Source organism: Erythrobacter tepidarius, from assembly GCF_002155695.1.
Taxonomy (GTDB): domain Bacteria; phylum Pseudomonadota; class Alphaproteobacteria; order Sphingomonadales; family Sphingomonadaceae; genus Erythrobacter; species Erythrobacter tepidarius.
The window spans coordinates 107,366-128,702 of sequence record NZ_MUYJ01000011.1 but is presented as its reverse complement, the minus strand read 5'-3'; the positions used below and the strand labels follow the sequence as shown (position 1 = coordinate 128,702).

At 66.5% G+C, this 21,337-nt stretch carries 22 protein-coding genes; 18 read left to right on the top strand and 4 right to left on the bottom strand.

Going from position 1 to position 21,337, the window contains the following annotated elements:
• Positions 1–28: 28 nt before the first annotated feature.
• Both BZF61_RS12045 and BZF61_RS12040 read right to left on the bottom strand, forming a co-directional pair.
• On the bottom strand, positions 29–559 hold the full coding sequence (locus tag BZF61_RS12045) for a GNAT family N-acetyltransferase (protein ID WP_086619539.1): 531 nt from the start codon (positions 557–559) through the stop codon (positions 29–31).
• Positions 559–1,743, bottom strand: coding sequence for a PQQ-dependent sugar dehydrogenase (locus BZF61_RS12040; RefSeq protein WP_086619537.1), 1,185 nt, complete (start codon positions 1,741–1,743; stop codon positions 559–561). The genes BZF61_RS12045 and BZF61_RS12040 overlap by 1 nt, the downstream gene beginning before the upstream one ends.
• Between BZF61_RS12040 and BZF61_RS12035 the strand changes: the two genes are divergently transcribed.
• The 4 genes from BZF61_RS12035 (at position 1,742) to BZF61_RS12020 (ending at position 6,144) form a co-directional block, all read left to right on the top strand.
• Positions 1,742–2,365 (top strand): ribonuclease HII, encoded by a 624-nt coding sequence (locus BZF61_RS12035; protein WP_086619536.1) that lies wholly within the window; start codon positions 1,742–1,744, stop codon positions 2,363–2,365. The genes BZF61_RS12040 and BZF61_RS12035 overlap by 2 nt on opposite strands.
• Before the next feature lie 306 nt (positions 2,366–2,671).
• Positions 2,672–3,757 carry a site-specific DNA-methyltransferase gene (locus BZF61_RS12030; RefSeq protein ID WP_086619534.1) on the top strand — a complete coding sequence of 362 codons (1,086 nt, stop codon included), beginning with the start codon at positions 2,672–2,674 and terminating at the stop codon, positions 3,755–3,757.
• Positions 3,758–3,766: 9 nt separating this feature from the next.
• The gene (gene folP, locus BZF61_RS12025) at positions 3,767–4,882 is read left to right on the top strand and encodes a dihydropteroate synthase (RefSeq protein WP_086619533.1); all 1,116 of its coding nucleotides are present in this window, start codon (positions 3,767–3,769) and stop codon (positions 4,880–4,882) included.
• 83 nt (positions 4,883–4,965) lie between these two features.
• On the top strand, positions 4,966–6,144 hold the full coding sequence (locus tag BZF61_RS12020) for an alkaline phosphatase D family protein (protein ID WP_086619532.1): 1,179 nt from the start codon (positions 4,966–4,968) through the stop codon (positions 6,142–6,144).
• Positions 6,145–6,397: 253 nt separating this feature from the next.
• Here BZF61_RS12020 and BZF61_RS12015 read toward each other — a convergent pair whose 3' ends face one another.
• Together BZF61_RS12015 and BZF61_RS12010 are read right to left on the bottom strand one after the other, a co-directional pair.
• Positions 6,398–7,177, bottom strand: coding sequence for an SDR family NAD(P)-dependent oxidoreductase (locus tag BZF61_RS12015; RefSeq protein WP_086619530.1), 780 nt, complete (start codon positions 7,175–7,177; stop codon positions 6,398–6,400).
• A gap of 137 nt (positions 7,178–7,314) precedes the next feature.
• On the bottom strand, positions 7,315–8,760 hold the full coding sequence (locus tag BZF61_RS12010; protein ID WP_086619529.1) for a sigma-54-dependent transcriptional regulator: 1,446 nt from the start codon (positions 8,758–8,760) through the stop codon (positions 7,315–7,317).
• Between the two features lie 270 nt (positions 8,761–9,030).
• Between BZF61_RS12010 and BZF61_RS16075 the strand changes: the two genes are divergently transcribed.
• The 14 genes from BZF61_RS16075 (at position 9,031) to BZF61_RS11945 (ending at position 21,337) form a co-directional block, all read left to right on the top strand.
• Complete coding sequence (locus tag BZF61_RS16075) at positions 9,031–9,153, top strand: hypothetical protein (RefSeq protein ID WP_281251535.1); 123 nt, start codon at positions 9,031–9,033, stop codon at positions 9,151–9,153.
• A 12-nt stretch (positions 9,154–9,165) separates the two neighbouring features.
• Positions 9,166–10,287 carry an NAD(P) transhydrogenase subunit alpha gene (locus BZF61_RS12005; protein WP_086619528.1) on the top strand — a complete coding sequence of 374 codons (1,122 nt, stop codon included), beginning with the start codon at positions 9,166–9,168 and terminating at the stop codon, positions 10,285–10,287.
• A complete protein-coding gene (locus BZF61_RS12000; RefSeq protein WP_211276771.1) occupies positions 10,280–10,657 on the top strand; it encodes a PH domain-containing protein in 378 nt (125 codons plus the stop codon). Before BZF61_RS12005 ends, BZF61_RS12000 begins: the two co-directional genes overlap by 8 nt.
• Positions 10,658–10,678: 21 nt before the next feature.
• On the top strand, positions 10,679–10,960 hold the full coding sequence (locus BZF61_RS11995; RefSeq protein ID WP_086608040.1) for an NAD(P) transhydrogenase subunit alpha part 2: 282 nt from the start codon (positions 10,679–10,681) through the stop codon (positions 10,958–10,960).
• Between the two features lie 3 nt (positions 10,961–10,963).
• Positions 10,964–12,415: an NAD(P)(+) transhydrogenase (Re/Si-specific) subunit beta gene (locus BZF61_RS11990; protein ID WP_086619525.1), complete on the top strand. Its 1,452-nt coding sequence runs from the start codon at positions 10,964–10,966 to the stop codon at positions 12,413–12,415.
• Between the two features lie 131 nt (positions 12,416–12,546).
• Positions 12,547–12,888 (top strand): hypothetical protein, encoded by a 342-nt coding sequence (locus BZF61_RS11985; protein ID WP_086619523.1) that lies wholly within the window; start codon positions 12,547–12,549, stop codon positions 12,886–12,888.
• A gap of 125 nt (positions 12,889–13,013) precedes the next feature.
• Positions 13,014–14,210 (top strand): parallel beta-helix domain-containing protein, encoded by a 1,197-nt coding sequence (locus BZF61_RS11980; protein WP_086619521.1) that lies wholly within the window; start codon positions 13,014–13,016, stop codon positions 14,208–14,210.
• Entirely contained in the window at positions 14,207–15,220 is a 1,014-nt protein-coding gene (locus tag BZF61_RS11975) for an SO2930 family diheme c-type cytochrome (RefSeq protein ID WP_086619520.1), read from the top strand. Before BZF61_RS11980 ends, BZF61_RS11975 begins: the two co-directional genes overlap by 4 nt.
• Complete coding sequence (locus BZF61_RS11970) at positions 15,220–16,215, top strand: alpha/beta fold hydrolase (RefSeq protein WP_086619518.1); 996 nt, start codon at positions 15,220–15,222, stop codon at positions 16,213–16,215. The genes BZF61_RS11975 and BZF61_RS11970 overlap by 1 nt, the downstream gene beginning before the upstream one ends.
• Before the next feature lie 88 nt (positions 16,216–16,303).
• Positions 16,304–17,008: an aspartate/glutamate racemase family protein gene (locus BZF61_RS11965; RefSeq protein ID WP_086619602.1), complete on the top strand. Its 705-nt coding sequence runs from the start codon at positions 16,304–16,306 to the stop codon at positions 17,006–17,008.
• Between the two features lie 363 nt (positions 17,009–17,371).
• The gene (locus BZF61_RS11960) at positions 17,372–18,535 is read left to right on the top strand and encodes a deoxyguanosinetriphosphate triphosphohydrolase (protein ID WP_086619517.1); all 1,164 of its coding nucleotides are present in this window, start codon (positions 17,372–17,374) and stop codon (positions 18,533–18,535) included.
• A complete protein-coding gene (locus BZF61_RS11955; protein WP_086619516.1) occupies positions 18,528–19,256 on the top strand; it encodes an NAD(P)H-binding protein in 729 nt (242 codons plus the stop codon). The genes BZF61_RS11960 and BZF61_RS11955 overlap by 8 nt, the downstream gene beginning before the upstream one ends.
• On the top strand, positions 19,253–19,705 hold the full coding sequence (locus BZF61_RS11950) for an ABA4-like family protein (RefSeq protein ID WP_169711964.1): 453 nt from the start codon (positions 19,253–19,255) through the stop codon (positions 19,703–19,705). The genes BZF61_RS11955 and BZF61_RS11950 overlap by 4 nt, the downstream gene beginning before the upstream one ends.
• 69 nt (positions 19,706–19,774) lie before the next feature.
• The gene (locus tag BZF61_RS11945) at positions 19,775–21,337 is read left to right on the top strand and encodes a long-chain-fatty-acid--CoA ligase (RefSeq protein WP_086619514.1); all 1,563 of its coding nucleotides are present in this window, start codon (positions 19,775–19,777) and stop codon (positions 21,335–21,337) included.

Here is a 21,337-nt window from a genome sequence, read left to right as displayed (position 1 = left end):
GCGCGCAAGGTGAAGGGGTTACCTTCTCCTATCCCGCCCACGGCCCCAGCATTCCTTCGGCCGGCATCGCCGCCAGACCATGGCCGCGCGCCAGAAGACGGTGTGGTTCATAGGGGCCGGGGCAGCGCCAGCCGCCCGTCATCGCCGCGGAAAAGCCCCAGCGCCCGTAATATTCGGCATCGCCGATCAGCACCTGCGGAAGGGCAGGGCCTCCGCTCGCGGCCAGCCGTGCATCCTCGGCGATCATCGCGCTCATCAGGCCGATGCCAAAGCCCTCACCCTGCCGTTCAGGCACCACGGCGACGGGGCCGACCATCACCAGCGGCACTTGCCCTTGTCTGGTCTGCAAGCCGATGGGCCAGCACTGAATCGTGCCGACCAGCATGTCATCGGCATCGAGCGCCGCGAGGCTGAGGCCGGGCAGCCAGTTCATTCCTTCCCGGATGCGGTAGGCGGTGCGCGCGTGACGGTCCGGCCCGAAGGCACGGTCAAGCACTTCCTCGATCATCGCGGGATCGACCGCTTCGAGCGGGATCAGGGTGGCGGTGGCGGTGACCATCAGCGGGCAATGAGCTTCAGCAGCCGCGCGCCCTTGCCGTCCTCGGCCACCCAGATCGCCCCGTCTGGCCCCTGTGCAAGGCTGCGCAGGCGGCGTTCGAAGCTCCAGCGGGTGACTTCGCGCGCGCTTTCGCCCTCGAAGGCGACATCGACCAGCGCCATGCTGCCAAGCCCGGCGATCAGCGCGTGGCCCTGCAGGTCGGCAAACATGCTGCCCGAATAGATCAGCATGTCGCCCGGCGCGATCACCGGGGTCCAGCTCGCGGCGGGCCGGGCAAAGCCGTCCCCTTCGGCGTGATCGGGGATCGCATCGCCGTTGTAGTGATCGCCGTTGGAGCGGATCGGCCAGCCGTAATTGGCGCCCGGCTTGACGAGGTTGAGTTCATCGCCCCCGGCCGGGCCATGTTCGACCTCCCACAGCCGCCCCTGGGCATCCCAAGCCATGCCGAGAATGTTGCGGTGACCGTAGGACCAGATCTCTGCCGTGACGGGGTTTCCGGTTTGCCTCGCCATTTCCGCCATCGGATTGCCCGCGGCAGGCGTGCCGTCGAGGTTGAGGCGGACGATCTTGCCGAGCGTCGTGCTGGTATCCTGCGCAGGCGTCATCTTCTGCCGCTCGCCGCTGGCGACATAGAGATAGCGGCCATCGGGCGAGATGCTGAGGCGGTGAGAATAGTGGCCACGCCCCGTCACCTTCGGGGTCTGGCGCCAGATCACCGCGAGGCCCTCAATGGTGCAGGCGGTGGGCGCGTCGCATTCCAGCCTGCCCTTGCCGACCGCTGCGCCGCGGGTGTCGTTCTCGCCCGCTTCGGCCCAGCTCAGATAGATCGTGCGCCCGCCCAGCGTCGCCGAGGCTTCGCCAGGCAGGAAGGCGACATCGCCCAGCCCGCCCTGGCCGCCATAGGCGACTTGCGGCAATCCGTTGACCGTGCCGGTAGTGCCGCTAGCGGTGTCGATGAATTTCAGCGCGCCGGCCTTTTCGGTGACGAACAGCACGTTGGTGCCCGGGGCAAAGGCGATTGCCCAGGGCTCGTCAAAAGTGGCGACTTCCTGCGAAGTGAAGGGGGTGGCGGGGCCGGTGCCGGCCACGATCGGTTCGCTTTCCCCGGTTTCGGCCTTCGCGCAGCTTGCCAGCGCGAGCGCGGACAGGGAAAGAGCGGCGAGCAATCGGGACGAGAGGAACATGCTGGGGCTCACTCCGGGCTTTACGACGCAGGACAAGGCGGTGGTCATCGGGGTTGACGAGGCCGGCCGCGGGCCGCTCGCCGGGCCGGTGGTGGCCGCGGCGGTCGTGCTTGGGGCGGCGATACCGACAGGGCTCGACGATTCCAAGCGCCTTTCGCCCGCGCGCCGCGCTCTGCTCGACGCGGCGATCCGGGCGAGCTGCTGCTGGGCGGTGGCGGTGGTGGGGCCCGAGGTGATCGACCGGATCAATATCTTCCAGGCGACGATGCTGGCCATGACCCGCGCGGTGGCACGCCTTGCGGGCGCGCTCGGCGCGGGGCCGTGCGAGGTGCTGATCGACGGCAACATGACTCCGGCGGGCCGCTGTGCCGACTGGTGCTGGCCGGCGCGCGCGATCGTCGGCGGTGACGGGATCGAGCCGGCGATCTCCGCCGCCTCGATCATCGCCAAGCAATGGCGCGACCGGCTGATGCTTGAGGCCGCCGAGGCCTTCCCCCACTACGGCTGGGAACGCAACAAAGGCTATGGCACCGCCGAACACATGGAGGCGCTGCGGGTGCACGGGCCTAGCCCGCTCCACCGCCGCAGTTTTGCCCCCGTGGCGCAGCTGACGCTGATCTGACCCATTCTCGCATCACCCCGGCCTGCGCTGGATTGGCGGATCGGCGTGCATGTGAGTCCTCGCGGCCACACCGCTGCATATCGAGTCCCCAAGCGCGGGCAGGACTCAACATCTTGTGGCGATCCCGTTTCGTTCCGGGGCTTTACGATGAGTTAACCATGTTTCCCGCAAAATTAGGTGCTTGACGCGGACTCTTCAGGGACTCATGCCTGTGGATAAGGCAACAGCCAGAACAGCGGGGCCAGTCCGGTGAGTGTCATAGAGAAGGTGAAGGCGCGCACAAAGACCGTTGAAAAAACGGATAAAATGGTGCGCGCGCCCGATCTTCCCCTTGGTCGCATCCTGCCGGGTGACTGCATCGAGGCGATGCGCGCGCTGCCTTCGGCCTGCGTCGATCTGGTCTTTGCCGATCCGCCCTACAATCTCCAGCTCGGCGGCGAGCTCAATCGCCCCGACGGCAGCCATGTCGATGCGGTGACCGATCACTGGGACCGGTTCGATTCGATGGCAGCCTATGACAAGTTCACCCGCGAATGGCTGACCGAGGCGCGCCGCGTCCTGAAGCCCGATGGTGCGCTATGGGTGATCGGCTCCTATCACAACATCTTCCGCGTCGGCTCGATCCTTCAGGACCTGGGCTTCTGGATCCTCAACGACATCGTCTGGCGCAAAACCAACCCGATGCCCAATTTCAAGGGCACCCGCTTCACCAATGCGCATGAAACCCTGATCTGGGCGAGCATGGGCGAGAAGGCGCGCTACCACTTCAATTACCGGGCGATGAAGACCCTGAACGACGAGCTCCAGATGCGCTCGGACTGGGTGCTGCCGATCTGTTCGGGGGCCGAGCGGCTGAAGGAAGGCGGCAGGAAGGCCCATCCCACCCAGAAGCCCGAGGCGCTGCTCTACCGCGTGCTGCTCGCCACCACCGAGAAGGGTGACGTGGTGCTCGATCCCTTCTTCGGCACTGGCACCACCGGCGCGGTCGCGAAAAGGCTGGGCCGCGAGTGGATCGGCTGCGAGCGTGAGGCTTTCTACCGCTCGGTTGCCGAAAAGCGGATCGCCAAGGAATTGCCGCTCGATGAGAGCGCTCTGACCACAATGCAGAGCCCTCGCGCCGCGCCCAAGGTCGCCTTCGGCGCGGTGGTCGAAACCGGGCTGATCCCGGCCGGCAGCAAGCTGTTCGATCGCAAGCGCCGCTGGATCGCCACGGTGCGGGCCGATGGCAGTCTGGAATGCGGCGGGAAAACCGGCTCGATCCATGGGCTGGGCAAGGCGTTGCAGGGCGCGCCCTCGTGCAACGGCTGGACTTTCTGGCACTTCGAGAGCGGCGGCGAGGTGCAGCCGATCGACGCCGTGCGCCAGCTCTACCTGCTCGCAGCCGAGGATTGATCGCGGCCCGTGAGCGATAGCGTCTATCTGTTCCCCGTCACCCTCGTCTCCGGCCCGCAGGCCGTGGATGGCGATGCGGTGCGGCTCGGCGGCTCGATGGCCTATGCCCGCGAATTCGCGCTGGTGCTGCGCGATGCGACCGGCGAAGTGGCCGAGCGGATCATCACCACGCCCGCCAGGATGGAGAAGGCCATTGCCCGCCTGCCCGATCTGGCGGCGCGCGAGGCGGCGCGGCAGTGGGACAATCTGCGCAAAGTCCACGGGCCGCTCCAGCTCGGCAATCGCACCATCCGGCTCGATCAGCCGCAGGTGATGGGCATCCTCAACGTCACGCCCGACAGCTTTTCCGACGGGGGCAAGAATATCGATCCGCAGGCCGGGCGCGATGCGGCGGCAGCGATGCTCGAAGCGGGGGCGGCGATCATCGATATCGGCGGGGAAAGCACCCGGCCGGGTGCTGCGGCAACCTTCGAGGACGAGGAAATCCGCCGGGTCATTCCCGCGGTCGAATATTGCGCAAGAATGGGCGCTGCGATCAGCGTCGATACCCGCCGCGCGGGCGTGCTCGAGGCGGCGTTGGCGGCGGGTGCGCACATGGCCAATGACGTTTCCGCCTTGCGCTATGATCCGCGCAGCATCGCGCTGGTGGCCGCCAGTGGCTGCCCGGTGGTGCTGATGCACGCGCCCGGCGCGGGCGAGGATCTCCACGCCGGCGGGCATTATCGCGATGTGGTGTGCGAGGTGTTCGACTTCCTCAAGCTGGCGCGCGCGCGCGCGATTGCGGCCGGCATTGCCGAGGCGCGGATCATCTGCGATCCGGGCATCGGCTTCGGCAAGTCGCTCTCGGAAAACCTTGCGCTGCTCAATGCCCTGCCGCTGTTCCACGCACTCGGCAGCCCGATCCTGCTCGGAGTGAGCCGCAAGCGCTTGATCGGCGCGCTCTCGGGCGAGGAAAGCGCTGATGCGCGGCTGGCAGGCTCGATCGCGCTGGCGGTGAAGGGGATGGAGGCGGGCGTTCACCTGCTGCGTGTCCATGATGTTGCGGAAACGGTGCAGGTCCGCAATGTCTGGCGCGGCCTCAGGGATGCGGCACTGACCGATTTCAGCCAGCTCCCGCCGCTCTAGGCGGGGTTTTCCCGCTGCCCCGGTTCTGTCATGGGGCACGGCCACAAGGCTGATCCCCCCGCGATTCCATTGAGGAGTATCCCATGCGCCGCTCGCTGATTGCCGTCACCTTCCTTGCCGCCGCCGGTCTGGCTGCCGCACCGCTGCTGGCGGACGATCATGCGGCGGGGGAGGATGTCCCGGTCCGCGTCAGCCTCGCGCCCGACCAGCTGCTCGCGCCCTATTATGCCGAGCTGCGCAAGCAGGTGGTGATGCCCGAGGCCGGGCCGAACCCGGCGCTGGCGCCTGCGACCACGCTTACCCGTATCGCCTTCGGCAGCTGCAACCACCAGAACGCCTCGCAGCATATGTGGGCGCAGATCGCCGCCCAGAACCCGCAGCTGTTCCTGATGATCGGCGACAATGTCTATGGCGACAGCGCCTGGGATGCCGATGCCGGGCTGGAGAGCCTGCGCAGCGCCTATGCCTTGCAGGCCTCGCACCCGGAATTTGCTGCTTTTCGCGCGAAGTTCCCGATGCTGGCGACCTGGGACGATCACGATTTCGGCCTCAACGATGCTGGCGCCAGCTTTCCCTTCCGGCGCTGGAGCGAGGCGCTGTTCGAGACCTTCTGGGGCTCCTCGCCCGAAGTGCGCGGACGCGACGGGATCTACGAGAGCACCATCACCGGCCCTGAAGGCAAGCGGGTGCAGGTGATCCTGCTCGACACGCGCTTCTTCCGCTCCGACCTCAAGCGTGCCGCATGGACCAAGGACCGCCCGCCGCTCGGCAGCTATGTGCCCGATGACAATCCGGCCAAGACCATCCTCGGCGCCGAGCAATGGGCGTGGCTCGAGGCCGAGCTGGCCAAGCCGGCTGACCTGCGCATCGTGGTTTCCTCGACCCAGGTCATCACCCAGGCCCACCAGTTCGAAGGCTGGACCAACTTCCCGGCCGAACGCACCCGACTGCTCGATGCACTTGCGGGCCGCGAGGCGAGCGGGCTGGTGCTGCTGTCGGGCGATCGCCACGCGGCGGGCATCTACCAGACCCGGCACAAGGGCGAGACCATCTGGGAGCTGACCAGTTCCTCGCTCAATCTCGCCTTCGGCAGCGACATCGAGCGCAGCACGGCGCGCGAACCCGATCCCGCACGGGTGACGAAGTTTTTCCCGGTCGAGAATTACGGGCTGGTCGATATCGACTGGAAGGCGAAAAAGCTCACCCTGACGCTCAAGGACAGCACCAGCGAAACGCTTGCAGAGCAGGTGTTCGGCTGGTGATGTTCCCGAAATGTTTCACGTGAAACATTGCGGGCGGTGTTGGATTGGCGGAAATTACCTCCTGAAAATAAGAGGGTAAAGCCGCCGTCCGAAACCATAACATGGCCGATGGCGTTGACGCGCAGGCCCGCCCGCGCCGCTCCGGGAAATGGCAGCCCCATGGTCAAGACCCGCCAACGATCCGTCCATGTCTTGCGCCAATCGCGCATCGGCCACGCTGCCATGTGCGCGGCCCTGGCAATCACCCACGCACCTAGCCCGGCGATGCGGCGCTCCCCGCCAGCAGTCCGCCGTCAAGCGTCAGCTCTGCTCCGGTCATGTAGGCGCTTTCCTCGCTGGCAAGATAGACGCACAGGGCCGCGACTTCCTGCGGGGTGCCGAAGCGTTTGAGCGGGGTGTCGGCGACCAGCGCGGCCATGGTAGCCTCGCGCGCGCGCCCATTGCCCAGCATCGGCTCCCACATCGGGGTGAGCACGGCGGCGGGGTGGACCGAATTGCACCGCACCTGCCAGCCTTGCTGAGCTGCATAGAGCGCAACCGACTTGGTGTGGTTGCGGATCGCGGCTTTGGAGGCGGCATAGGCCGCCGCGCCGGGAATGCCGACCAATCCCGAGCGCGAGGAGATGTTGATGATCGAACCCCTGCGGCGCTGGCGCATTGCCCGCAGCGCATAGCGGCAGCCGAGAAAGGTGCCATCGGTGTTGACCGCATGAACCGCGCGCCAATCGGCCAGGCTGGCGTGTTCGGGATCGTGGGGTGGGTGCCCGTGCTCGAACCCGGTGATCCCGGCATTGTTGACCACGACGTCGGCCTGGGGGTGGAGCGCGGCGAGCGCCTCCCAATCGGCTTGCGAGCGCACGTCGAGTTTGAGGAAATCGCAACCGAGTTCGGCCGCGCTCGCGGCGCCGCCTTCGGCGTCGATGTCGGTCAGCAGGACGCGTGCGCCCTCGGTGATGAAAGCGGCGCAAATGGCGCGGCCGATGCCGCGCGCGCCGCCGGTGACGACGCAAAACGCGCCTTGCGGTTTTGGCATGGGGAACCTCGTGATATCGCAGTGAACCGGCGGGATGGGCGCTTGGCCCCGTGTCCCGGATGATGCGGTGGCCGCCTTAGCGGTGATGCTGGTTCACTTGACCCACTCCTGACCCGGTGGCGTACGCTTGCCGAAGATCAGGCCGCGTTGTCAATCCCGAGATCGCTGAGCTTGCGGTAGAGCGTCGAGCGCCCGATTCCCAGCCGGCGGGCCACTTCGGTCATGCGGCCGCGATAGTGGCCGATGGCGAGGCGGATCACATCGGCCTCGATCTCTTCGAGCGGACGCAGGTTGCCGTCCTCGGTATAGAGCATGATGCCCACGCCTTCGTGCGAGGCAAGCGCGCGGCTGGCGCGCTGTTCGCCGAGCATTTCGGACAGCTGCGGGAAGCTGTCGGCGGTGAGCGTGTTGCCCTCGCAATAGACCGCCGCGCGGAACAGCACCGATTGCAGCTGGCGGACATTGCCCGGCCAGTCATAGGCGGCAAGCAAGGCCAGCGCGCTTTCCGAGATCGACAGGTGATTGAGCCCCGGCTGTTCGCCGATGCGCGCGAGGAAGTGGCGGGTGAGCGCGGGGATGTCACCGGTACGCTCGCGCAGGGCGGGCAGTCGGATGCGGGTTGCCCCCAGCCTTGCGGCGAGCGCGGCGTCGAACTGGCCTGCTTCGACCATCGCGTCGAGCCCGACATTGCTCGTCACCAGCAGGCGCACATCGACACGAAAGCCATAGCTCGCGCCGACCGGGCGGATGATGCCGCTGTCGAGCGCCTCGCCCAGGCGTTGCTGGACCACCGGGGTGAGCCGATCGATCTCGTCGAGGATCAGCGTGCCGCCGTCGCAATGCTGGAACGCGCCGATCTGGCGGTCGAAGGCGCCGGGAACGGAACCGGGTTCATGGCCGAACAGCACCGATTCGATCGAGCCGGGCGGAATGCTGGCGAGGTTGATGATCCGCAGCGGGCCCTTGGCGCGCGGGGAGGCGGCGTGCATCGCACGCATCAGCATTTCCTTGCCGGTGCCGCTTTCGCCTTCGATCAGCACATGGCCCTGGCCGCGGGCGGCCTTGGCCGCCTGCGCCAGCGCGGCCCGGAACGGCGGCGCGGTGCCGATCATCGCATCGAAATCGAGGCTGGCCGACATCTTTTCGGTGAGCGGGGCCAGCTCGTCGCGCGGGGTCTTGCGGGTGGTGGCGCTGCGCAGGGCTTCCATCAACCGCTCGGGGCTGACCGGCTTGACGAGGTAATCGCTCGCGCCTGCCCGCATCGCTTCCACCGCCAGCAAGGGTGAGGCGCTGGTGGTGAGCATCAGGATCGGCAGGGCCGGGCGGCGGGCCTTGAGTTCGGCGATCAGCGTGCAGGCATCATCGCCCGGCACCCATTGATCGAGCAGGATTGCCGACAGCTGCATCCCCTCGCGCGTGCCGAGCATGGCGATCGCGGTTTCGCCGTCGGGGGCGATGATGGTGCGCCAGCCATCGCGTGCGGCGATCGCCGAGATGAGCCGGCCCTGTGCGGGCTCATCATCGATCAGCATCACGATTCGCGCATCGTCCTGCGCTTCGGGGTGGCAATCAATATCCGCCATCAGCCTTGCCGCTCGTCTTTCCCTGCGCCGGGCGGTTGTGTCCCGGCGTGACACAGGCTTCTGCATAGGGGAGATGGGTAAAGACGCGATTAAGGCTGTTGCCGGTGCGCGCGCGATGCCCGCCGGATGCCACCCTCAGCCTCTCATTAAAGGTGACTTGAGCGCGCGGCCGTGCTTCGATACGGGGGCAGGCAGGAGCGGCGGCAGGGCCGTGCTGGTGCAACCAAATGCCGCCTGCGGTGTTCAGGAACCCGAAGGGAAAGACAGGACATGACTGTTCACGACATGGAAAAGGCGCAGGCCACCTATGGCGGCTTCACGGCGACGCTCAAATGGGTGGTGCCGGTGATCGCGGTGATCGTGTTCGCCGTTATCGCAGCGATTGCCAGCTGAGCGGGCGCGCGCGTGAAGATCGCCATCCTCAAGGAGCGCGCCGCGGGGGAGACGCGCGTTGCCGCCACCCCGGAAACGGTGAAGAAGTTTGCAGCGCTAGGCTGCGCGGTCGCGGTCGAGGCCGGGGCGGGCCTGTCCGCCTCGGTCGAGGATGCGGCCTATGCCGAAGCCGGCGCGAGCGTCGGGGATGCGGCCGCGACGGTGAAGGATGCCGACATCGTGCTCGGCATTCAGGCGCCCGATGTGGCCTTGCTGGCGGGCGCGAAGCCCGGCGCGATGGTGGCGGCGCTGTTCGATCCCTTCGGCAAGCGCGATCTGGTCGATGCCTATGCCGCGGCCGGGTTCGAGGCGCTGGCGATGGAATTCATGCCGCGCATCACCCGCGCGCAGTCGATGGACGTCTTGTCCTCGCAATCGAACCTTGCCGGCTACAAGGCGGTGCTGGCAGCGGCCGATGCCTATGGCCGCGCCTTCCCGATGATGATGACGGCGGCCGGCACGGTGCAGGCCGCGCGCGTGTTCGTGATGGGCGTGGGCGTGGCAGGGCTTCAGGCGATCGCAACCGCGCGGCGGCTGGGAGCGCAGGTTTCTGCGACGGACGTGCGCAGCGCCACCAAGGAGCAGATCCAGTCATTGGGTGCCAAGCCGATCTTCGTCGAGAAGGTCGCCGGCATCGAAGGTGAAGGCGCGGGCGGCTATGCCACCGAGATGAGCGAGGAATATCAGAAGGCGCAGGCCGAACTGGTTTCCGCCCATATCGCCAAGCAGGATATCGTCATCACCACCGCGCTGATCCCGGGCCGCGCCGCCCCGCGCCTCGTCACCGACGCGCAGATCGCGACGATGAAGCCGGGCAGCGTGATTTTCGATCTCGCGGTGGCGCAGGGCGGGAATGTCGAAGGCTCGGTCGCCGACGAGGTGGTGGTCAGGCACGGCGTCACCATCATGGGCTATTCCAACACGCCCGCGCATCTGCCCGCCGACGCTTCGGCGCTGTTCGCGCGCAACCACTATAACTTCCTCAGCGCCTTCTGGGACAAGGAGGCGAAGCGGCCCGTGCTCGACGAGGAAATCGGCAATGCGATCCGCCTGACGCAGGGCGGCAAGGTCGTCAACGCGCGGCTGCTTGGTTGAACCGATGGGCCTGATCAACGCGACGGTCTGGGACGCCGAGGATGCCGCCGAAGATCTCGCCTATGCGCTCGCGCATGGCGAGCAGGTGCGCCTTGCTTTCAAGCTGGTGCGGGACGCGATCATCTTCACCGACCGCCGCATCCTGATGATCGACGTGCAGGGGCTGACAGGAACAAAGAAGCGGTTTCTGACCATCCCTTACCGCGCGATCACCACTTTTACGCTCGAGAGCGCGGGGCATTTCGATCTCGATACGGAAGTCTCGCTCACCGTCTCGGGCTCCGCGCCGATTGCATTCAACCTCAGCCGCGGTGCCGATGTGCCGGGGCTGGTGACGCTGCTCACCGAATATCTCGCGCCCGGCAAATAGATCGGCAAAGAGGGGCAATTCATGGACTTCATTGCAATTCTCAGCATCTTCGTACTGGCCTGTTTCGTGGGCTATTACGTCGTCTGGTCGGTGACCCCGGCGCTGCACACGCCGCTGATGGCGGTGACCAATGCGATCTCCTCGGTAATCATCGTTGGCGCGTTGATCGCCGCAGCCGAGGCGGAAAACCCGGTGGCGAAATATCTCGCGCTCGCGGGCGTGGTGATGGCCAGCATCAACATCTTCGGCGGCTTTGCCGTTACCGAGCGGATGCTCGCGATGTACAAGAAGAAGGAGAAGTAAGCGATGACCTTCTCCCTCCTTTCCGCCGCGACCCATGGGAGCGCGACGCCGGCCTGGGCGATGCTCGCCTATCTTGTCGCGGGCGTGTTCTTCATCCTCGCGCTGCGCGGGCTTTCGAGCCCTGCCTCGAGCCGGGCGGGCAACCGCAACGGCATGGTCGGCATGGCGATTGCCGTGGGCACCACGCTGGTGATGCACGGCACGAACCTTGTCGAGATCGGCATTGCCATCGCGATCGGCGCGGTGCTTGGCGTTACCATCGCGCGGCGCATCGCCATGACCGCGATGCCCGAACTGGTGGCGGGCTTCCACAGCCTCGTCGGTCTCGCCGCGGTGGTGGTGGGCCTTGCCGCATGGCTCAACCCGGCAGCTTTCGGGATCACCGATGCGGCCGGGCAGATCATCGCGGTGAGCCGCGTTGAACTGGGCCTCGGCATCGCCATCGGGGCGATCACCTTTTCCGGTTCGGTCATCGCCTTCCTCAAGCTATCGGGCCGGATGAGCGGTTCGCCCATCCTGCTGCCGGGGCGGCATGTCATCAACCTCGGCACGCTGGTTGCGATTCTCGCTCTCATCGGTGCCTACACGCTCTCGGGCGCGGGTGGCGCGGGCGAGGGCCAGCTGGTGATCTGGATCGCCGTGCTCGCCTTTGCCATCGGCTTCCTGCTGATCATCCCGATCGGCGGGGCCGACATGCCGGTGGTGGTGTCGATGCTCAACTCCTATTCGGGCTGGGCAGCGGCGGCGATGGGCTTCACGCTCGGCAACACGGCGATGATCATCACCGGTGCGCTGGTCGGCTCGTCGGGCGCGATCCTCAGCTACATCATGTGCCGCGCGATGAACCGCAGCTTCATTAGCGTGATCGCGGGCGGCTTCGGGGCCGACGCGGGCGCCGGCGGCGCCGGCGGGGCGCGTGAACAGCGGCCCTACAAGCAGGGCAGCGCGGAAGATGCCGCCTACATGCTCGAACAGGCCGAGAAGGTCATCATCATCCCCGGCTATGGCATGGCGGTCGCCCAAGCGCAGCACGCGCTGCGCGAGATGGCCGACAAATTGAAGGAAAAGGGCGTGGAGGTGAAATATGCCATCCACCCCGTCGCGGGGCGTATGCCGGGGCACATGAACGTGCTGCTGGCCGAAGCCAGCGTGCCCTATGACGAGGTGTTCGAACTCGAAGACATCAATTCCGAATTCGCCCAGTGCGATGTCGCCTTCATCATAGGCGCCAACGACGTGGTGAACCCGGCCGCCAAGACCGACAAGTCCAGCCCCATCTACGGGATGCCGGTGTTCGACGTCGACAAGGCCAAGCAGGTGTTCTTCATCAAGCGCTCGATGGGCGGGGTGGGCTATGCCGGGGTCGATAACGATGTGTTCTACATGAACCAGACCGTCATGCTGCTCGCCGACGCCAAGAAGATGGTCGAGGACATCGTCAAGGCGCTCGATTGATCGCATCAACCCGAAAAGTGGGCACCGGTTTTCGGACAGGTTGATGCGATTACAGATGCGCATCAACCCGAAAAGTGGGCACCGGTTTTCGGACAAGTTGATGCGATTACCAGATTACCAAGAGACTTCTGATGCGTAAGCTGATCGTCGGATTGCTGCTTGTGATTCTGCTGGCGGGTGGGGCGCTGTTCAGCGGCCTCGCCAACCCGCTGGTGGAAATGCAGGTCAAAGCCGCGCTGGTCGAATCCGGCATCGGCGACAAACGCGCCGAATGCATGGCCCAAAGGATGGTCAAGCGCCTCTCCATCGTTCAGCTGTGGAAGCTCCGGCAGGGCATGGCGGCGCAGGAGGGCGAGCCGGAAAGCGGCTATGGCCTGGGCGAGCTGATCAAGCGGCTCGACCGGGTCGGCGATGGCGAGGCGGTAGCCGTGCTGACCACCTCTGCCGGGCTGTGCGCGATCGGGATCGGCTGAGATTTTCTGTCCGCTTGGCGCTGCGCTGCTTGAGGCGTTTTTGTTCGCCTACCGCTGCGCTGCTTGAGGCGCTTGCCTTCCCTCCCCCCGATGCGCCACTATGCGCGGCGGAGAGGGAGACCATCATGAACCGCATCGCTTTTGCCGCCGCGCTGCTGGCCACCGCCGCGCCGCTTGCCGCCGAAACCCACCGCATCGAAGCGGGCGAGGGCGCGGCGACCCGCCTGCAGGAGGCGCTGATCCTCGCTCGGCCCGGCGACGTGATCGAGCTGGGCGAAGGGCGCATCGCGCTCACCGACGGATTGAGCCTCGATGTCGATGGCGTGACGCTGCGCGGCGCAGGGATGGACAAGAGCGTGCTCGATTTCACCGGCCAGCAGGGCGCGGGCGAAGGGCTGCTGGTGACCAGCGACAATGTCACCCTCCAGGGCTTTGCGATCGAGAACCCCAAGGGCGACGGGATCAAGTCCAAGGGCGCGGACAATATCATCTACAATGCCATCCGCGTCGAATGGACCGGCGGGCCGAAGGCCACCAACGGGGCCTATGGCATCTATCCGGTCGAAAGCACCGGGGTGCTGGTGACGCACTCCAGGGTGATCGGCGCGTCGGACGCGGGGATCTATGTCGGCCAGAGCCGCGACATCACCGTGCGCGGCAACCAGGTCGAATTCAACGTTGCGGGGATCGAGATTGAGAACAGCCGCAACGCGCTGGTCGAAAACAACATCGCCACCCGCAATACCGGCGGCCTCTTGGTGTTCGATCTGCCGGGCCTGCCGGTGATGAACGGCGGCAACGTGATCCTGCGCGGCAATGTGGTGAAGGACAACGACACCCCCAATTTCGCCCCGCCGGGCAATATCGTCGCCTCTGTGCGGCGCGGCACCGGCGTGTTGGTGATGGCCAATGACGGCGTGCTGATCGAGAACAATGCCTTCGAAGGCAACGCCACCGCCCATGTCATGGTGATCGCCTATCCCCAGCCCTATGACGATGCCCGCTACAATCCCTATGCGCGCAATGTGATCGTCGGGCCCAATGCCTTCGGGCGCGGCGGGGACGATCCGCAGCTCGATGGCAAGGAGGCGCTGCTCGAAGCCTTCGGCGGGGCGCTGCCGCCGGTGCTGTGGGACGGGATCGTCGAGGACGGCAACGGGCTGAGGATCGCCGAGGGCGTGACCGGGTGGAGCCTCAACCTCTCGAAACCCGGCCAGAGCCTTGCCGAGGCCCAGCCCGGGCCGCTGATGCTGACCCCGCTCGAAAGCTGGCAATTCCCCGCGGTTGGCGCGCCTGCGGAACTGGAGGCGCGGCTGAAGTGAGCTTCGCGCGCGGTCTGCTGGTGGCGGCTCTGCTCGCGCTTGGCGGGGCGGTCGCCCATGCCCAACTCGCCGCGCCGCGCGTGTCGGACGCAGCCGTGGCCGGCCCGGCCTTTCCGGGCAAGCTGTCCGAATTCGGCTTCTTCGCCGATGGCGCGCGGCAACGTCCGGCACGCGGAGTGATCCCCTATGCGCTCAAGGTGCCCTTGTGGTCTGACGGGGCGGAGAAGCTGCGCTTCATCTATCTGCCCGAAGGCTCGCAGCTTGCCGCCGATGGCGAGGGCCTGCTGCAATTCCCGGTGGGCGCGGCGATCATCAAGACCTTTGCCTTTGGCGAGGGCGCGGCGCGGCGGCTGATCGAAACCCGCGTGCTGCTGCACCGCGCCGATGGCTGGGTGGCGCTGCCCTATCGCTGGAACGAGGAGCAGACCGAAGCGACGCTGGCGCTGGCGGGCGGGCGGCTCGACCTGGTGACGCCCGCGGGTGAGGCGATCTCCTATGCCATCCCCAACAAGAACCAGTGCAAGACCTGCCATTCGCGGGATGGAAAGGTGATCCCGATCGGCCCCAAGGCGCGCAATCTGTCGCGGGAATGGTTGGGGGCTATGTGGAAGGCGGGCCAGCTTGACCATGTGCCCGCGGGCGGCGGCAGCCTGCCCGACTGGCGCACCCGCGCCACCGGCCCCGCCGAACCGCTCGCCCGCGCCTATCTCGATGTCAACTGCGCCCATTGCCATCAGCCGGGCGGGGGCGCTTCGAACTCCGGTCTCGATCTGCGCTGGGAGCAGTCCGATCCCCACGCGATTGGCATCATGAAGCGGCCGGTGGCTGCCGGTCGCGGGGCGGGTGGACACAATTTCTCGATCCTGCCGGGACAGCCCGATGCCTCGATCCTGCTCTACCGGATGGACAGCGCCGAGCCGGGGATCGCCATGCCCGAACTGGGCAAGGCCAGTGTGGACACGGATGGGGTCGCGCTGGTGCGGCGCTGGATTGCGGAGATGGGCAAGTAATGAAACGGCTTGGTCGCGGGTTTCTGGCGCTGCTGGCGCTGCTCGTCATCGCATTCCTGATCTTCCGCACGCCCGATACCGACGCTGCCGAAATGCGCGCCAAATATGGCGGGCCGCCCTCGCAATTCGTGGAGATCGGCGACGGGGTGAGGGTGCACCTGCGCGACGAGGGGCCGAGGGATGCCCCCGCGATCATTCTCCTGCACGGCTCCAACGCCGATCTGCACACCTGGGATCCGTGGGTCGAGGGCCTCAAGGACAGCTACCGCGTGATCCGCTTCGATCAGGTCGGCCACGGCCTTACCGGGCCTGACCCCAAGGACAATTACAGCCGCGACAACTACGTCGCCGATATCGCCGAAGTGGCGGATAGGCTAGGCCTCGAACGCTTCGTCCTCGGCGGCAATTCGATGGGCGGCAAGCATGCGCTGGCCTTCGCCGTGGCCCATCCCGAGCGGCTTGTGGGTCTCGTGCTGGTCGATGGCAGCGGCGCGCCGATGCCCCAGCGGGAAAAGGGCAGGCCCGACCAGGACAGCAACAGGGTCTCGGGCAATATCGGCTTCCGGATCGCGCAGACCCCCGGCATCAACCTGCTGATTGAACAGATCACCCCGCGTGCGCTGATTGCACGGAGCCTCGAGCAATCGGTGTCGGTCAAGGCGGTGGCGAGCGAGGCGGCGGTGGACCGCTACTGGGAACTGCTGCGCTATCCCGGCAACCGGCGGGCGACGCTCAGGCGCTTTGCGCTGCCCTATGATCCGCTTACCGAAGCCGAGATCGCCAAGGTGACAACCCCCACCTTGATCCTGTGGGGCGAGGAAGACCGGCTGATCCCGGTCGAAGCCGGGCGCTGGCTCGACAAGGTCATGCCGGCGAGCACGCTGGTGGTCTATCCCAAGATCGGCCACCTGCCGCAGGAGGAAGCGGCAGCGGCAACGCTGGGCGATCTCAAGCCGTGGCTGGCCAGGCTGACCGCTGGTCCGCCCGTCCGGTGAGACGTGCCGCTTGCGCGGCCTATGGACGCAAGGAACGCTTCCTCGCTACACCCGTTCGCGAGTGCAAACGATTTGAAGGGGCATGCCTTTGCGCAAACTGGGGATCATCGGCGGCATGAGCTGGGTGTCGACAGCGATGTATTATGATCGCATCAACCGCATCGTCCAGAAACGCGCGGCGCCGATGGCCTCGGCGCCGCTGCTGATCGAAAGCCTCGATTTTTGTCAGCTCTACGCGCTTGTCGAGGAACGCGATTGGCAGCGCGCGGCGAGCGTGCTGATCGACAGCGCGCGGCGGCTCGAAGCGGCAGGGGCGCAAGGCCTGATCATCGGCGCCAATTCGATGCACCGGCTCTATGACGATGTCGCCGCTGCGGTGAACATCCCGATCCTGCATATCGCCGAATATGTCGGCCTGGCAATCAAGCGCGCGGGCCATCGCAACGCCGCGCTGATCGGCACCCGCAATGTCATGACCGAAAGCTTCTACCGCAAGCGGCTGGTCGCCCACGGCATCGATCTGCTGCCGCCCAACATGGAATTCGTCGGGATGCTGGACAAGATCATCTATGATGAACTGATGGTCGGCAAGGTCACGCGCGAGGCGCAGCGCACGATGAAGACGATCATCACCAGCAAGGCGCAGGAAGGCGCCGAGGCGATCGTGCTGGCCTGCACCGAGTTGGATCTGGTGGTCGATGTCGATGCCAATATCCTGCCCGTGTTCGACAGCACGCGAATCCATTGCGAGGCAGCGGCGAATTGGATCCTCGAACAGGAAGGTCTGCATTAGCCCCTGTTTGCCCCCTCTAGGCGGAGCGCCTCTGTCCGTCTTGTTGTGGCCATGTCACCGGCTCGTCTCTAATCTGAAACGTTCCGGCGCAGGACTGGCTTGCAAGGGATGCAAGTTGTTAACGTTTCGCCTAAGCGCCGCCGCAGAGATTGTCATGGCGAATGCCTGGCATGCTCCGGGTCCTCGGGTCGCACCGATTGGCCCTTGGGGCCGACCTACCTCCCCCCCCCCAATCACCGGTAGGCGGCCCCATAATAGGCTCGTCCGGGCGCAGCTGGCCCGGATTTCTCCCGGTTTTGCACCCCGTTCCTCGTCCGTTCCGGTTGAGCCGCAGCCCGTGCTGACCTAATCGCTCGAGCCGTGATGACCCGCGCCCCTTACGCTGCCGATCCCGCCGCTCATGGCCCGAGAGAATTCAGCTGCGCGTCAGGTGGGGAGCAGCGCGGGCCGCGCACCGCCTTCCAGCGCGACCGCGACCGGATCATCCATTCGATGAGCTTCCGGCGGCTCAAGGCGAAGACTCAGGTGTTCATCGCCCCGCTCGGCGATCATTACCGCACCCGTCTGACCCACAGCCTCGAAGTCGCGCAGATCGGCCGGGTGATCGCCCGCGCCCTCGGGCTCGACGAGGATCTGACCGAGGCCCTGTGCCTTGCGCATGATCTCGGCCATCCGCCCTTCGGCCATGCAGGCGAGGCGGCGCTGTCGGCGGCGATGGAGCGTCATGGCGGGTTCGATCACAATGCGCAGGCGCTGCGCACGGTGATGCGGATCGAATGTCCCTACCCTGAGCATGACGGGCTCAATCTCACCTGGGATCTGCTCGAAGGCCTGGCCAAGCACAATGGCCCGGTGATTGCGCCAAACTGGGCGCTGGCCGAGCTTGACGAGGCGTTTCCGCTGAACCTTGGCTCCTGGCCATCGCTCGAGGCGCAGGTGGCGGCGGTGGCGGATGACATAGCCTATGACAACCACGACATCGACGATGGCCTGCGCGCCGGGTTCCTCGAACTCGACGATCTCTTGAGCCTCGATTTCCTCGCCGATCAGTGGCGCGCTCTCGAGAAGCGCTTCCCCCATGCCCCGCGCGAGCGGCTGCTGCGCGAGCTGGTGCGCGACCAGATCGGGCTGATGGTCAACGACGTGCTCGAACACACGGCGGCGCAGGTGAAGGGCCTGCATTCGGTGGCCGAAGTGCGCGAGGCAGGGCGCCAGCTGGCCGGATTCTCGCCGGCGATGGCCGCGCAGGAGCGGCGGCTGAAAAGCTTCATGTACGAGCGGCTCTACTACCACCCCGAACAGGTCGCCGCCGCCGAGCGCGCCCGCGATGTCGTGGCGCGGCTGTTTGCGGCCTATGCGCAGGAAGCGCGGCTGATGCCCGCCGACTGGCAGGCACGCCTGCCCGCGAGCGATCCGGCCCGCGCGCGGATGATTGCCGATTTCATCGCCGGCATGTCGGATCGCTTTGCGATCCAGGCCTGCACCGCAATCTATGGCGAGCGGCCCGCGGGGCTGATCAATGTCTGAGGCGCGGTCTTCGGTCCGTGGCCCCGTCCGCGTCGCGCTGGTGGGGGCGACCGGCCTGGTCGGGCGCAAGGTGATCGAGATTTCGAGCGCCGGCGACGAGGCGCGAATCGTCGGCATTGCCCGGCGGGAGGCGCGTTTGCCCCCCGGTGCGCGGATGGAGATGTTCGTCGCCGAGCCCGACAAGTGGGGCGAGGTGATGGCCGCGGTGCGTCCGCGCGCGCTGATCTGCGCGCTTGGCACGACGATGAAGAAAGCCGGGGGCGACCGGGAAGCCTTCCGCGCGGTCGATCAGGATCTGGTGCTGGCCACGGCGCAGGCCGCGCAGGCGGTGGGCGTGCCCAACATGGTGGTGGTTAGCGCCGCCGGGGCCGATAGCCGCTCGCGCAGCTTCTACATGCGGGTCAAGGGCGAAACCGAAGAGGCGTTGACCAAGGTCGGCTTCAAGCGGCTCGACATTCTCCGCCCCGGCCTGCTGCGCGGCGAGCGGGTGGACGACCTGCGCCTGGCCGAGCGCGCCGCGATCATCGCTGCGCCGCTGATCGATCCGCTGCTGTCGGGTTCGTGGGAACGCTTTCGCTCGATCGATGCCGCGCTGGTGGCCGAAGCGGCGCTGGGCCTTGCCTTGCGCCGAGCGGGCGGGCGGTTCACGCATGACAACGAGGCGATTCGCCGCGCGGCGCGCGAGTGGCGACGCACGAGCGAGACGGGAGCGGCGGCATGATCGACTGGAACGCATGGTTCAGCATGGTCAACCTGCTGGCGCTGATCGCCTGGGCCGGGCTCATCCTGCTGCCGCGCTGGCCGGCACTGCTGTCGGGGGTGCTCTACCTGGGCGTCGGCCTGTTGTGTCTGATCTACGCTGCCGGCCTCATGGGATTGCTGAGCGGCCTGATCCCCAACCCCGATGGGGGAGGAACGGATTTTACTTCCATCGCAGGCGTGCGCGCGATCTTCGCCAGCGATGCCGGGGTTACCATCGGCTGGACGCATTACCTTGCCTTCGACCTGTTCGTCGGCCTGTGGATCGCGCGCGATGGCGATGCCAAGAATATCTCGCGCCTGCTTCAGGCCCCGGTCCTGCTGGCCACCTTCATGGCCGGGCCGCTCGGCCTTGGCCTGTGGCTGCTGATCCGCGAGCCTGCCGCGCGCAAGCAGGGGCGATTTCGCTAAATCGCGGCTGGACGCTGGCGCGGATTTGCCTAACCTTGCGCCAAATCTTTCCGGGAGAGAGCAACCGCCATGGCGCGCGAGGCCTATCACGATTACCAGACCTTCGATGAAATCCTGCATTTCTGGGCGAGGGAGCGGCCTGATGGGCCGGCCTTCGATCAGGATGGGCGGGTGACCAGCTATGCCGAGGCTGATGTCCTCACGCGCCAGTTGATCGCGTTGATGCAGGCGCGCGGCATCGCGCCGGGCGATCGCATCGCCTGGCTCGGCAAGAACCGTGATATCTACTTCCTGCTCTACATCGCCGCTGCGCGGATGGGGGCGGTGATGGTGCCGATCGGCTGGCGGCTCGCCCCGCGCGAGATCGCCTATATCCTCGGCGATACCGAGGCCAAGCTGCTGTTCGCCGACGCCGAATTCGTCGCGGTGGCGCACGAGGTGGCGGGCGCGGTTCCGGCCAATCCCGAAGTGATCGAGGGCGAGGCCGCGCGCAGGGCCGCGAGCGGCTTCGCGCCGGCCGACTACACGCCACCCGGCCCGCATGATCCGGTGCTCCAGCTCTACACCAGCGGCACCACCGGCAACCCCAAGGGCGCACAGTTGACCAACGCCAACCTGTTCGGTCTGCGCAATGCGGGTATCGCGGCGGGGCTCGACTGGCAGTTCTACGAGCCCGGCGATTGCATGTTGGTTGCCATGCCCTGTGCGCATATCGGCGGGACCGGGCTGGTAAACATCGCGGTGGCAAGCGGGGTGCGCAGCCTCGTGCAGGCCGAGTTCTCCCCAGTCGGCGTGATCGAGGCGATCGAGGCGGGCGCGACCCACCTGTTCATCGTGCCCGCGGCGTTGCAGATGGTCGTCCAGCACCCGCGCGCGGCGCGCACCGACTTCAGCAATCTCAAATACCTGATGTATGGTGCCGCGCCGATGCCGCTTGAACTGCTCAAGGAAGCGGTGCGGACCATGCCGAACACCAAGTTTCTCCAGGCCTATGGCATGACCGAGACCAGCGGCACGATCGCGGTTCTGCCGCCCGAGGATCACACGATCGAAGGGAACCAGCGGATGCGCTCGGCGGGGAAGGCCTGTCCTGGGGTGGAGATCGAAATTCGCGGTCCCGACAACAAGCAGCTTCCGCGCGGGGAGATCGGCGAAGTCTGCATCCTTTCACCCACCAACACGCCGGGCTACTGGAAGCTGCCCGAGGCGACCGCCAAGACCATCGATCCCGATGGCTGGCTCCACACCGGCGACGCGGGCGTGATGGACGAGCACGGCTATGTCTATATCCAGGATCGCATCAAGGACATGATCATTTCGGGCGGCGAAAACGTCTATCCCGCCGAAGTCGAAAGCGCGATCTACGGCCATCCGGCCATCGCCGAGGTCGCGGTGATCGGGGTGCCGAGCGCCAAGTGGGGCGAGGAGGTGAAGGCCTGCGTCGTCGCCAAGCCGGGCATGGTGGTCGACGAGGCCGACGTGATCGCCTGGGCGCGCGCGCGGATTGCCGCATTCAAGGCGCCCAAGAGCGTCGATGTCATCCCCGTCATGCCGCGCAATGCCAGCGGCAAGATTCTCCGGCGCGAGCTGCGCGCGCCCTATTGGGAGGGGCAGGAGCGGCAGGTTTCGTGA

What these genes read in the sequence shown, in the direction of transcription:
- BZF61_RS12045 (WP_086619539.1), bottom strand. Translation starts at nt 559, where the DNA reads ATGGTCACCGCCACCGCCACCCTGATCCCGCTCGAAGCGGTCGATCCC.
- BZF61_RS12035 (WP_086619536.1), top strand. Translation starts at nt 1,742, where the DNA reads ATGCTGGGGCTCACTCCGGGCTTTACGACGCAGGACAAGGCGGTGGTC.
- BZF61_RS12040 (WP_086619537.1), bottom strand. Translation starts at nt 1,743, where the DNA reads ATGTTCCTCTCGTCCCGATTGCTCGCCGCTCTTTCCCTGTCCGCGCTC.
- BZF61_RS12030 (WP_086619534.1), top strand. Translation starts at nt 2,672, where the DNA reads ATGGTGCGCGCGCCCGATCTTCCCCTTGGTCGCATCCTGCCGGGTGAC.
- BZF61_RS12020 (WP_086619532.1), top strand. Translation starts at nt 4,966, where the DNA reads ATGCGCCGCTCGCTGATTGCCGTCACCTTCCTTGCCGCCGCCGGTCTG.
- BZF61_RS12015 (WP_086619530.1), bottom strand. Translation starts at nt 7,177, where the DNA reads ATGCCAAAACCGCAAGGCGCGTTTTGCGTCGTCACCGGCGGCGCGCGC.
- BZF61_RS12010 (WP_086619529.1), bottom strand. Translation starts at nt 8,760, where the DNA reads ATGGCGGATATTGATTGCCACCCCGAAGCGCAGGACGATGCGCGAATC.
- BZF61_RS16075 (WP_281251535.1), top strand. Translation starts at nt 9,031, where the DNA reads ATGACTGTTCACGACATGGAAAAGGCGCAGGCCACCTATGGCGGCTTC.
- BZF61_RS11995 (WP_086608040.1), top strand. Translation starts at nt 10,679, where the DNA reads ATGGACTTCATTGCAATTCTCAGCATCTTCGTACTGGCCTGTTTCGTG.
- BZF61_RS11990 (WP_086619525.1), top strand. Translation starts at nt 10,964, where the DNA reads ATGACCTTCTCCCTCCTTTCCGCCGCGACCCATGGGAGCGCGACGCCG.
- BZF61_RS11985 (WP_086619523.1), top strand. Translation starts at nt 12,547, where the DNA reads ATGCGTAAGCTGATCGTCGGATTGCTGCTTGTGATTCTGCTGGCGGGT.
- BZF61_RS11980 (WP_086619521.1), top strand. Translation starts at nt 13,014, where the DNA reads ATGAACCGCATCGCTTTTGCCGCCGCGCTGCTGGCCACCGCCGCGCCG.
- BZF61_RS11970 (WP_086619518.1), top strand. Translation starts at nt 15,220, where the DNA reads ATGAAACGGCTTGGTCGCGGGTTTCTGGCGCTGCTGGCGCTGCTCGTC.
- BZF61_RS11960 (WP_086619517.1), top strand. Translation starts at nt 17,372, where the DNA reads ATGACCCGCGCCCCTTACGCTGCCGATCCCGCCGCTCATGGCCCGAGA.
- BZF61_RS11955 (WP_086619516.1), top strand. Translation starts at nt 18,528, where the DNA reads ATGTCTGAGGCGCGGTCTTCGGTCCGTGGCCCCGTCCGCGTCGCGCTG.
- BZF61_RS11950 (WP_169711964.1), top strand. Translation starts at nt 19,253, where the DNA reads ATGATCGACTGGAACGCATGGTTCAGCATGGTCAACCTGCTGGCGCTG.
- BZF61_RS11945 (WP_086619514.1), top strand. Translation starts at nt 19,775, where the DNA reads ATGGCGCGCGAGGCCTATCACGATTACCAGACCTTCGATGAAATCCTG.